The following is a 12,473-nucleotide window of genomic DNA, read 5'->3' on the forward strand; positions in this document are numbered from 1 at the left end:
ATCATTGGTCCTCCATCAGCCTTACCTTCTGGCCCTGGCGCAGCTTGTGTACACCAGCTGTTACTACAATATCACCAACATTAAGGCCCATTACCCGCACGGAGTTATCACCAATTTCTTCAAATTTTATGTCTTTGAGACTGACAGTGTCCGTACTCTTATCTACCACCCAAACCTGGGAAGTGTCGTTTACCTGATAAATGGAAGACAATGGCAATACCAGTCCGCCTTCGCTATTTCCGAAGCTTTCCTGGCACTTTACACTGGCAGTCATGCCCAGCTGCATTCCCTTTGGAGGATTTGGAATGGAAATTCTAACCTTGTAAGTACGGGAGACTGGGTCGGCTATAGGGGAAATTTCTCTGACACTGCCCTCTGCAGTAACACCCTTTAAAGCCCAGAAGGATATCTGGGCAGTTTTTCCCAGCTGAACATCTTCAAGGCGATTTTCCGGAACGTTGATTTCTATTTCCAGCTCGTTGGACTGAACAAGAGTCAGCACAGTCTGGCCGGCACCTACCACCTGTCCGGCCTCAGCTGTAACGGAGGAAATAACCCCAGCAGCAGGAGCCACCAGAGCAGTATAGCCCAAGGCATTATGCCCTGTCTCAGCAGCGGCAACTGCCTGATTGTACTGGGCCAATGCTGAATTATAGGCAGTCTGATACTGATCCAGAACCATGGCTGGAATAGCTTCCTTTTCATAGAGCTGCTGATAACGGCTTAAATTAGATTGGGCCAGATCTAACTGAGTTTTGGCAGCTGCCACCTGGGCATCCCCCTGATTTGACTGCTGCACCACATCACGGGGATCGATGGACATAAGAACATCCCCGGAGTTTACTCTGTCACCAAGCTGAACATTGCGGCTGAGAATTTTCCCCCCAACCTGAAATGACATATTGGTTTCATAACGTCCACGTACAGTACCAGTATAAGTTCCTTCCACATTAATATCACCGTTTCCCACCTGTTTGGTTTTCACCAGCTGTGGCTTCTGCTCTTCTTCGCCATCCTTGCCGCAGCCGGAAAACAGGGAAACTGCTGTCATTATTGCCAGCAAAATTGCTATTATCTTCTTCACTTCGTTCCACGCCCCTTTTTGCCAAACACAGCCTCATAATCCGCCATGCCCAATCTCGTTGCAAGTGTATCAATTCCCTTAATCATAAATTCACCATCAGCCTCGGAAAAATCAGCCGCCAAGAAATCCATTATTTTTTTCACGATACCCTTAATAACAGGTTCAAGCTTCTTCCCTTCCTCAGTAAGAAACAACCTTTTTAAGCGGCGGTCTACATCGTCCTGCTTTCGATAAAGAAAGCCCTTTTTTTCCAGTATCTTGATTACCCTGGTAATAGCAGCCTTATCCACATGAAGAAATGAAGTCATATCATCCTGGCTGCAGCCTTCCTTATCAAATAACATCAACAGGAGGGAAAACTCAGAGTAAGTAAGCCCTAAATCCATTGTGGCCTCCACCACCAGAGCCTGAACCCTTCTTCTGATAATTCCAAAATTTACTGATGCACTGAAATAGTCCATTGATGAGCCTCCAAAAATATATCAAAAAAGAAGTTGATTTGTTCAACATTTATAAGTTTAATTCTAGCAAAGTCGCCCTATATATTCAATAAGAAAAAAATTAAATCCTACTATTTTCCTGCATAATGTACAAATCTGTTGATATATTTTCGGCAGCAATATATTTTTAGACACGAAAAAAGCTGTAAAAACGATAGGCGTTCGTTTTTACAGCCTTTTTCTTCCATTCATTTATATAATGAAAGTGGGTAAATAAAAGAGAGGGGTTTATACGCGACACAGGGGAATGTCGCTTATAAGGGGTATATCAAAGTTCCAGCAGGAGAAAAAGGATTCTATCTGGGGATCAGATGTTGTCCTTGGCTTTCCCTTTGACATGACTTATTATATGATTATCTTATGAGTATGTCAAGGGACTTTTTGGATTTTTTTTGATTTTTTTAGAAAATTTTGAGTACATGTCCCAAAATGTACATAAATCAATTGTTCAAACTGTGCCAAAACATCCCTAAATATGCCAAATATCCAATATTTTTAACTCCATGCAACCCTTTGTTTATGCTAATTCACACTATTATTGGTAACATTCTGTACCTTTGTTACAGAACATCAATGCAAGTAAAGAAATATTCCTTTTCTAAAAAGAAAAAGTGGTACATTTTTGAGTATGTTGCAAAAAGTACCACTTATCAACAGGGAGAATATTAAATTTACACAGTTTTCCAATCATTTTCCCTAGTTATCCACACTTATGAACAGTTATCAACACGGAAAATGTGGATAACTGTGGATAATACAAGGTATAACAGTTTTTTAATACCTAAACAGTTCCCTGATAACTCTGCACAGGGAACTCTGATCCACAGCACCCATAGTTTCCCTGGCAGAATGCATGGCAAGGATTGGCACGCCAATATCCACAGTCCGAACAGGAACCAGAGCGGAGGCAATAGAGCCCAGCGTTGCTCCCCCCGGCATATCGGAGCGGTTCACATAGTGCTGACACGGTATGTCATTTCCCTGACGGCACAGCCCCTTAACCATGGCCACAGCTTCAGCATCACAGGCATAGCTCTGGGATGAGGCCTGCTTGATCACAAAGCCCTTATTAAGCAGAGGACGGTTGGTTGGATCGGTCTTGTCAGGATAATTTGGATGAAGTCCGTGGGCCACGTCTACAGACAGCATAAAGCCGCCGTTAATCCCCTGCCACATCTGCTCCCTGGTATAGCCCATACAGGTATATATCCGCTCCAGAAGCTGCATAAGATTGGCAGAGGCTGCCCCCTGCTTGGTACGGCTGCCAATTTCCTCATTATCAAAAAGGGCGGTTATATTTAATCCGGCCCCCAGTGTCTCAGTTATGCCCTTAAGACAAGCTGTAACGGATGTAATATTATCAAGTCTTGGGGCGGAAACCAGCTCTCCTGCTACCCCCAGCTGGCAGCCTGCTTCATAGGGATAAATATTAAGCTCATAGGAGAGAATCTCCTCCCTGGCAACACCCAGCTCAGCAGCCAGCAAATCTACCAAAAAGGCCTGGGTACCATCAGTGCCCTTTTCACAACCAAATACTGCCGCCAGAGGAAGCATATCCTTTTGCTTGTTGAAGGCCATTCCTTCATTAATTTTCTTGTTCATGTGAATGGCCAGAGACGGAATCGTAAGCAGGGGACGGGCAAAATCCAGCAAAACCGTCTCAGGATTCATGGCATCTGATCCCCTTACCACCACCTTGCCCGCAATGGACAATGGACGGTCCAGCCACGAATAAAGTATGGCTCCGCCATAGCCCTCTGTATTCAAAAGACCATAGCCATCCTTTATTACTCCTGCCTCCGGCTTAATGCGAAATCCTGGGAAATCAGTATGGGCCGCCGCCAGCTTCAGGCTGTTCTTTGCTGTCAGATCACCATTTCCCAGGGTGAAAGCAAAAACAGATGAACCGTAAACCCTGGTAAAATATCTGCCATAACGTTGCAGTTCCCAGCCCTCGGTCCAGTCCAGCTCCTGAAATCCCGCAGCCAAAAGCTGCTCAGAAGCTGTGCTGACAGTATGCCATGGGGACGGGGACTTTCTGATAAATTCCAATAAATCCATAATATCGCCGTACATATTCCTACCTCCCGTGAAACCCTCTATATATAAAATACAAGATTATGCCTTTTTATCTTCTTTGTGTCCAGGGACAATGTACCACTGGAAGGCCACTATAGCCAGCACAAAGCCCACCAGCATCATCACTGCCATAGGAATACCGCTGTCAGTGCCAAAAATTCCCACTACAGGCATCATTACAGCACCCAGTATCATGGAAGCACATCCCAGGAGAGCTGATGCGCTGCCAGCATTTCTGCCCTGAGAGGAAAGAGCCAATGAAAAGCTTGCGGTACCCACAACGGAAAGGGGGGCAATCGCCAATAGCAACAATCCTACAATTACAGGGAAAGGAGCATTTAGCATAAAAGCTCCTATAAGAAGTGCCGACATTACAGCCTGAATAATAATAGAATATTTCAGCATATCCTCATCCCGCACCCTGCCGGCCAGCTTCCCCGGAATACCGCCGGAGAATAAAAGGGATGCTCCAATACCGCCAAAAATATAGCTGTACACCTGGGGAGAAACATTATAAATACCCTGGAAAACAAAAGAAGAGCTGCCAATATAAGTAAAGAAGGCGGCAAATTCAAACATCTGCACCAGACAATGCCCCACAAAATACTTATTTCTCATAAGTATAGGAAAGCTCAAAAGGGTTCTGGTTACATTTTTAAGACGTCGCTCCTGGGGAAGACTTTCCTTAAATATAAGTGTTGACCCTGACATAACAAGACCAACAATGGCCAGTACCCAAAATACGTGACGCCAGGTGCCAAAAGCCAGTATCTGGCCGCCCAAAACAGGGGCCAAAATAGGAGCCAGACCGTTTACCATCATTAATACTGAGAAGAATTTTGTCAGCTCCGGCCCCTTGCACATATCTCTGGCAATAGCTCTGGATATTACTATTCCACAGGCGCCGGAAAAACCCTGCACAAAACGGGCAACGAGAAAAACTATTATATCCGTTGCCAGTGCACAGATAGCGGACACAGCCATAAATACCACCATGCCTGCCAGCAAAGGCATCTTCCGCCCCTTAAGATCACTGATGGGTCCCGCGAAAATCTGGCCAATTGACATGCCCAGCATAGTCATGGTCAATGTCATCTGGGTCAAAGAAGTGCTGATACTATAATCATTTTGCAGCACCGGCAGGGCTGGCAGGTACATATCTGTAGCCAATGGGCCCATGGCAGACAAAATCCCCAAAAATATGACCAGCCAAACCGAGCTTTTTGTTGTACTCATATATGCCTCCTAAAATAATTAAAGAAGAAGCCAATCCTGGATCAGCTTCCCCTAAATCAATATAATCTTTCAACTCTTGTGGGTTAATTATATCTCATTTGTTTATTTTTTTCCATAAAGTAAAAACCATCTATATTAATGTATCTTTTATTAATTATCCGCATTGTATTAATGTGCACGAATATTTTAACAATTATGACAATGGCACACTTTTGGTATTTTTTTATAAATTCTCTTGTTTTAGCTTGTGCATTACGATATAATTATCACAAACATACTCATAATATTATCAACTTTTTATGATTTTTTACACATGAGTATCAAATGCGTTTAATCTTTGCGAGAATACAGGTGAATGAATGAAAGTCAATCGTCTCCGTAAAATCCAGGATCTGCTGGAAGAAAAGAAAAGCATTACCATTAACGACCTCTGTTCCAACTTTGACGTTTCCAAGAATACAGTTCGCCGCGACATTGCCGAGCTGGAAAAGCGTGGTATCATCAGCAAGGTATACGGCGGCGTTGTCCTCCAGGAGCAGAAAACTCCACAGGAAAAATCCGAGCCTGAGGCACCTGCGGAAAGCAGCGACGACGTTCGCAAGAAGAAAATTGCCCGCATGGCAGCCAGTCTGGTTCAGGATGATGATGTTATCTATATTGATTCCGGAACCACTACCATGCACATGATGCCTTATCTTGAGGATAAGCACAACATCACCATAGTTACTGCCAGCATTCATGTAATAAACATAGCTGCCGCATCTGCCAAATTCAACATTATTGCCACGGGTGGTACCATTTATGCCCCTACCAAGGCCTTTGTGGGACCAAGCGTGCTGAACTGCCTCAAGCAGTACAACATTTCCAAATTCTTCATCTCCAGTACGGGAATTTCCATTGAAAACGGACTTACCACAGCTTCCCAGCTGGAATGTGATATTAAGCGCTATCTGGTGGATAAGAACGGCAAGAAGATTCTTATGGTGGACAGCACAAAAATAGATTCCGCCTCTCTCATTTCCTTCTGCAAGCTGGATGAAATTGACTGTATTGTAGTGGATGAGGAGCTGCCTGAACGCTACAGGGAATTCTTCGAAGAACATGAAATAGAAGTTATTGTGTGCGACTCTGAAAATAATTAAAGCATAAACAAAAAATGCGACCTGCAGAATTTTATCTGCAAGTCGCTTTTTTATTGCTTTGTATTACAATAATATGTCGGAGACCATCTGAAGGACATTTTTTGCCTTGGTACTTAGTGAATCCAAGCTGAAAGCGCAGGATGAACTTAGTACCGCTAGGCAAAATACTAAGCGCGAGCGGTCCGAAGATGGTCTCCAACATATCACAATTACTTATTATATGTACGGTACATCTTTATTGGCTCAGGATTGTCACTGATGCTCCATACGCCGCATGGACATACACCTGCACAAACACCGCACCCGATACACCTATCAGGGTCAGATATATAGGTCCAGGAGCCGTCCTCGTTTTCAATGCGGCTGATGGCCTTTTCCGGACATGATTCCAGACACATCTTACAGTCACGGCAAGTACCGCAGCTTACGCAGCGGGTATGATCATCCGCCGGGTCCCCCAGCTGGCAGTGATGACACTTTTCAAAATATGCCTTGGAAAGGCGCTCAGCCGGAATCTTCTCCTTTTCAGGGAACGGAACAAATTCCTGTCCCATTACATAAAGATCAGCATAATATGCAGCCTTGATGCCGTCACCTATGGCATCAGTCAGACGGCCTGGCTTGATAACATCGCCGGCAGCAAATACTCCTGGCATAATGGATTTGTCCTTGTCAGTAATCAGCCAGCTGTTACGGAACTTCTTAATGGAATCATCCTCTGGCAGGAAGTCCAAAATTGGCGCCTCACCAATGGATACAATAACCTCATCTGCGGGAATAAAGCGTCCGTCATTGGCGTAAACGCCCTCCTTGGTAATCTTTTCAGTAAAGAATGGCCAAACCAGCTTGCCGCCCCGGCCCTCAACATACTGAATTTCATCAGCAAAAGCCGCCGGCTTCTGAACATCCACAGCCACCACGGACTCAGCTCCCATATCAAATGCCGCACGGCATGTATCCATACCGGAATTTCCGCATCCGATTACCACAACACGCTTGCCAACCTTTGGATTTTCGCCCCGGTTTACCTTCTTCAGGAACTCCAGCCCCATGGTCAGAAGCTCCTTGCCCTCCCAGTTAAAATAGCGGGATTCGTGGCCACCGTTGGCGATGATAACTGCATCATAGGTGTCACGGAAATGCTTGAAGCTGTCCTTAGCCACTTTGCAATTTGGAATAAACTTGACACCTATTTCCTCAATGCGCTTCAATTCAGCCTCCAACAGGTCATGGGACAATCTGCCTCTAGGAATAACCTGCTCCAGCTTACCACCCATTTTCTCCGCATCATCAAAAACGAATACCTCATGTCCCTTGCGGGCCAGCTGCCAGGCTGCAGAAAGACCTGCAACACCGCCCCCAACAATACCCACCTTTTTGCCCGTGGAAACAGTCGGCTTCTTAACCTTGGTGAAGGCGGAGAGATAGCCCAAAGGACCAATCTGAATTGCCTCATCGATACTGCCACGGGTACAGCCATCCATACACGGATTAGGGCAAACACTGCCACAAACTGAACCCGGGAACGGGGTATACTGAAGCTCCAGCTCAATGGCCTCCTGAAGTCGGCCCTGGCGAATCAAATTATAACGAAGCTGAGTAGGAATACCAGTCGGGCAGCTGAACTCACAAGGAGCCGCATACTTGGCATTATCCCAGCTTGGAACTCTCAGGCGGTAAAGTCCATTGGAAATGGTGTTATGAACCTCAAAATCATCCATGGCCACATCGGAGAAAATTCCCCCCTTCACCCATTCCTGGGTGCGGAACTCCTTAAGAGTCATTTTCTTTGTTGGTGTGGCACTCTTTTCCTCAAAGGTAAGAGGACGGAGCTTCTTCCACTGACTCCACTGGGAAAGCTCACCCTTTAATTCCTGGCGCTCTATTTTGCCAAGGAATTCCTCCATGCCGGAGGCAAGAAAATCAATATCCTCCTGCTCCAGCTCCAGACACTTAATATCCTTTGGATAGGTGGACACTGGGCCACGGACGTATACAACGCCGCCAACCATGCCCACACAGGCCCGCTCACCAAGAACGGAGTCAAACTGCTCCGAATCGTAGCCACACACAATGGCACGGCCGCCTCCCATAAACTCGAAGGAGAAGGACCCGGTATTCTTCAAAATCCACAGCTCCGGAGCCTCATATAGAGGATCGTGCTTCATCAGGGAACCGCTGCGGGTACCAGCACGGCCCCCGATAAAAATCTTGCCCCCAGCAGAGCAATGGCCTGCAGTATCACCAGCATCACCTTTAACAGTAATAACACCGCCTGCATTCAGCCAGCCCACATCTGCAGAAGTGGAGCCCTCAACGAAAATTTCAGTATTTGGCAGGCACATGGAACCAACACGCTGACCAGCATTGGTAACGTGGAAGGTAAGCTTCTTTCCTTCGCTGTTCCACAATGGACCACCTATATCATGCTGACCAGAGGCAGCAATTTCAAACTCTGTTTCTCCGGACCGTACAGCCTCCTCAATTTTAAGGAGCAGGTCCTGGGTGGACATGCGCTCATGTCCGTTCATTGTATCAATCTTAAACATACCTTACCGCTCCTTCCTTAGCACACATACTGAATTCCCAGCTTGTCCGCAATAGCCTTGTCAGTGGAAACAAGGGCATCACTGCGGCCCACAGGCAGGGAGCTGTTGCCGATAGGAGCCATAAGCTTCCTCAGCTCCGCATCGAAGGCCAGGACGTAGTCCACAATCTTCTGGGCACCCTTGTCCACATCAAGGCGCTTAACCAGACGAGGATCCTGAGTACAAATGCCCATTGGGCACTTGCCCGTATTACAGGAGTTGCAGCGCCCATGCTCATTGCCCACACAGCCCAGCAGCTGAATGAGAACCTTGCCCACGAATACGCCGTTGGCACCAAGACAGATCATCTTAAAGGCATCTGCCGCTGCATTGCCCGTAAGGCCAATACCGCCGCCGCCATAAAGAGGAATCTGGCCCTGAAGGCCCTGCTTTACTGCCGCATTGTAGCAGTCACGAATCTTGGAAACCACCGGATGACCAGTATGATCAAGGGAAACCTCATTGGCAGCACCAGTACCGCCCTGAATACCATCAAGGAAGAAGCCGCCGCAAATCTTATAAGGATCACGGAGCAAATTATTATATACGGATACAGAAGTGGCAGAAGCTGCGCACTTAATGGCAACAGGCACTCTGAAGCCAAAGGCTGCATTCAGTGATAAGTGCATCTTCTGAACAGATTCTTCTATTGAATACAGGCCCTGATGATTTGGTGGTGAGGAAAGGGTGGCCTTTGGAACACCACGGATGGCCTGAACGTGCTCAGCCACCTTGGCTGCAGGCAAAAGACCGCCATCCCCCGGCTTTGCACCCTGACCGATTTTAATAAGCACCCCCGCAGGATCTGTAACCATGTGGGGAATTGCCTTTATAATACGGTTCCAGCCGAAATGCCCGGAGGCAATCTGCAAAATAAAATACTTTAAATAATCGGATTCCATAAGCTTTACAGGCATACCGCCCTCACCGGAGCTCATGCGAACCGGCAGACCGCACTTCTCATTGAGATAAGCGCAGGCCAGGGCCACAGCCTCCCAGGCCCTTGTGGACAGAGCACCAATGGACATATCGGAAAAAATAAGGGGGTAAATCCAGTTTACTGGAGGAGCCTTGTGGTCCATAACCATCTTGCCGTTTTCCAGCCTAAATGGCAGCTCCTTTGGTGAAAGGACACGTCCCAAAGGTGAACGTATATCAAAGGTATGACGGGCAGAATCCAGAGACGGGTCTGTCATTTGGGAAATACGGCCGACCACAATACTGTCCAGAGTGCGCTGGGCATTGAGATTGGTACGGCCGCCCCGCTTGATTGGGCCACTGTCCTTTGAAAGCAGCACCTGACGGGTATCAACATTGCGGACAGGGCGAATGGCATTATTCGGGCACACCTTTTCGCACATACCGCAGCCACGGCAATAATCAGTAAGACTTGCCTTCTGGCAAATAATCGGACGGGCAATATGACGATGCTCCGGATTTGGCTGACTGTCGGTGGAAACCACAATGGACTGGGCCTGGGTCTTTACCTCAATAGCCTTAAAGGAGCAGGTGGCCACGCAGCTTCCACACATGGTACAGCGTTCAGCATTATATTCTATTTTCCAAGAAAGGTCATTAACTGACACATCCTGAGTCTTTACTGCTTCCATCTCTGTACCTCCAGTTCATTATCGATAACAATTACTTCACGCTCGTTAGGATAGATGTCCTTCTCCCTGTCCCGGTCCGGCATGATTTCATTAAGACCGCAAACCTCGGAGGAAATGGCAATCATATTTTCATCCTGGCCGAGAACAACAGGACGGAGCTTCTTGGAATCACAGCAGGTAATCATGCGATTATCCGGCAAGGTGGCAATAATAGTATTCGGGCCGTTGATTTCAAGATGGGCCAGGGACTGACGGATGGCCTTAAGCACCTCCTTGTCCTCCCGCTCCTCGATTTCCTCGAAAGGCAGAGGGGTAATGACATGCTTGTAATAATTGATAGGCCACTTCAGCTCATGAAGCACATAATGAAGGGTGTACAGGAAGCACTGGGAATCGGACTCAAAACCTATGTAGCCACGATGCAGTGACTTCTGGAATTCCTTGTTTTTTGTATAGAAGGTATTCTCCCCGTTGGCGCAAAGAGTGTAGCCCTGCAGGAAGAATGGATGGGCCGCATAACGGACAATATCATAATTGGTGTTCTGACGGCACTGTACCACAATATTTTTGGCCATGAGGCCGCCATGATCGTCCCAGAGATGGAAATAGGTGGCAATATCACGGGGATCACCGATTTCCTTTAAAGTAAGCACATCCGGCCAGAAGGAATAAACAAAGCCCTCACCTGCCTCCTCCAGCATCTTGCGGAGAGCCAGGCGGGTATCCAAAAGAACATTCTGCTTTTCCTCCTCGGAGAGCTCGTTGTAATGCTCCGGAAAATCATAATTTCTGAAAACATAATATGGCATGGCCTGAATATCCAGCCCTGGGCGCTTGTCAGGAATAGGAATCCACTCTGCCAGCTGCACAAAGTTATGGGCATCCATGTATTCCTCTACCATCTGATTGCCCTTCTGGGTGCAGGCCATGGAAAGGAGGGGTTTGTCTTTATAGTTGGCAAAAGTACCATATAAATCCTGCATAACCATGGCAAAGCCTGAATTATCATGCCCCTCCTGCTGAGGCAGCATCAAATGCAGGGCTTTGGATGGATGAACAGGCACCTTACTTTTTATTGAACCAATTCTACACATCGTAACACTCCTCCAATACTTAAAATCCTTTTTCCACCATAATCGGGACCGTATTTTACCAAAATTCTTTGTTTTGTGGACATTTGTCTTTGTGCAATACATCCCGTTTACGTAACAAATACTATTATATGTATCAATATTCTATGTGTCAATATAATTATTCATATATAAATATAACAAAATCGCCATTTTCTCAGTTTATATTTGTATTTGTCACTATTTATTCTGCATAATTATACCATATTTTAGATTTGTTATGCGGTTTTATAAAAAATATATTGTATACAACTCCAGTGAACCCTTGTCTTTTCTACGTTGACGAATTTGGCATACTATAACTGATTATGTATGTTTTGTATTGTTTTACGGTATACAAAGCATACTCCCCCAAAATAAAAAACAGACGCAAGGGGAAATGCAAAATTTTGCATCCCTTCTTACGTCTGATAATAAAGCCAATGATGAATTTACCTTTATTGATTTCATTTCTCCAGCACGAAGCCGCTCCAGGTATCGGCATATTGCAGCAGCAAAGTGAGAGGGGTTTCATGGGTGGCTACGCTACGGTTGTCCTCCACATATTGCCCATCATGATATACAATGGCCTGCACCTCTTCCTCTGTTAGGGGAAATCTTTGGGCCACCAGATAAAGGCTGCGCACCGGAACACTTAAATAGGTAAGATTATTGTTCCAAAAATAAGGGTTCTTGTATTTGCTGTCCGGGGGATTTTTGATGTAGAGAGGGTTCCCTGGCATTCCCGTTTTGCCAAGATCATGCATAAGGGCCACTATCACGCAGCTTTCATCTGAAATATCCGGGGCAATGGCTGCCTTTATTTTCAGCATGGTTTCCGCCACATTGATGCTGTGCTCCAATAAGCCCTGCTCACAGTTAAGATGATATTTAGTGGACGCAGGAGTGGTAAGATACACTGTTTCCTTTTCCACAAATTCCATCAATTCCTCAAACTGCTCCCGCCTGGTTACCACCTTATCCTTTAAAGCCTTAAGCCGCCCCATAAGCTCTGCTGTCCTAATATCCTTCTGATCTGTCATTATATCTTACCTCCAAAATGCATTTCTTACATTATTTATCTTGCCTTGGTCATAATATATCAAGATTAATGTACATTTTATT

The 12,473-nt window shown here is 46.0% G+C and carries 9 protein-coding genes; 1 reads left to right on the forward strand and 8 read right to left on the reverse strand.

What is annotated here, in order from left to right; translation table 11 throughout:
- Position 1 precedes the first annotated feature (1 nt).
- From T525_RS0109740 to T525_RS0109755, 4 genes are all read right to left on the reverse strand, one after another.
- The gene (locus tag T525_RS0109740; RefSeq protein ID WP_027407055.1) at positions 2-1,084 is read right to left on the reverse strand and encodes an efflux RND transporter periplasmic adaptor subunit; all 1,083 of its coding nucleotides are present in this window, start codon (positions 1,082-1,084) and stop codon (positions 2-4) included.
- Complete coding sequence (locus T525_RS0109745; protein WP_027407056.1) at positions 1,081-1,545, reverse strand: MarR family transcriptional regulator; 465 nt, start codon at positions 1,543-1,545, stop codon at positions 1,081-1,083. Before T525_RS0109745 ends, T525_RS0109740 begins: the two co-directional genes overlap by 4 nt.
- Before the next feature lie 813 nt (positions 1,546-2,358).
- Positions 2,359-3,660, reverse strand: a complete 1,302-nt coding sequence (locus T525_RS0109750; protein ID WP_027407057.1) for a M18 family aminopeptidase — start codon at positions 3,658-3,660, stop codon at positions 2,359-2,361.
- A gap of 42 nt (positions 3,661-3,702) precedes the next feature.
- On the reverse strand, positions 3,703-4,899 hold the full coding sequence (locus T525_RS0109755) for a multidrug effflux MFS transporter (protein WP_027407058.1): 1,197 nt from the start codon (positions 4,897-4,899) through the stop codon (positions 3,703-3,705).
- Between the two features lie 359 nt (positions 4,900-5,258).
- On the opposite strand from T525_RS0109755, the gene T525_RS0109760 reads away from it, so the two are divergent.
- Positions 5,259-6,041 (forward strand): DeoR/GlpR family DNA-binding transcription regulator, encoded by a 783-nt coding sequence (locus tag T525_RS0109760; protein ID WP_027407059.1) that lies wholly within the window; start codon positions 5,259-5,261, stop codon positions 6,039-6,041.
- Between the two features lie 209 nt (positions 6,042-6,250).
- On the opposite strand, the gene T525_RS0109765 is transcribed toward T525_RS0109760, so the two are convergent.
- The 4 genes from T525_RS0109765 to T525_RS0109780 all read right to left on the reverse strand — a co-directional run bounded on the left by T525_RS0109765 (position 6,251) and on the right by T525_RS0109780 (position 12,391).
- The gene (locus T525_RS0109765) at positions 6,251-8,590 is read right to left on the reverse strand and encodes an FAD-dependent oxidoreductase (protein WP_027407060.1); all 2,340 of its coding nucleotides are present in this window, start codon (positions 8,588-8,590) and stop codon (positions 6,251-6,253) included.
- Positions 8,591-8,607: 17 nt separating this feature from the next.
- The gene (locus T525_RS0109770; RefSeq protein WP_027407061.1) at positions 8,608-10,239 is read right to left on the reverse strand and encodes a glutamate synthase-related protein; all 1,632 of its coding nucleotides are present in this window, start codon (positions 10,237-10,239) and stop codon (positions 8,608-8,610) included.
- Positions 10,227-11,333: a glutamate synthase gene (locus tag T525_RS0109775; protein ID WP_027407062.1), complete on the reverse strand. Its 1,107-nt coding sequence runs from the start codon at positions 11,331-11,333 to the stop codon at positions 10,227-10,229. The genes T525_RS0109770 and T525_RS0109775 overlap by 13 nt, the downstream gene beginning before the upstream one ends.
- 482 nt (positions 11,334-11,815) lie before the next feature.
- The gene (locus tag T525_RS0109780) at positions 11,816-12,391 is read right to left on the reverse strand and encodes an HD domain-containing protein (RefSeq protein ID WP_037325595.1); all 576 of its coding nucleotides are present in this window, start codon (positions 12,389-12,391) and stop codon (positions 11,816-11,818) included.
- Positions 12,392-12,473: the final 82 nt, after the last annotated feature.

The sequence above is a fragment of the Anaerovibrio sp. RM50 genome (assembly GCF_000622005.1).
Classification (GTDB): Bacteria; Bacillota; Negativicutes; order Selenomonadales; family Selenomonadaceae; genus Anaerovibrio.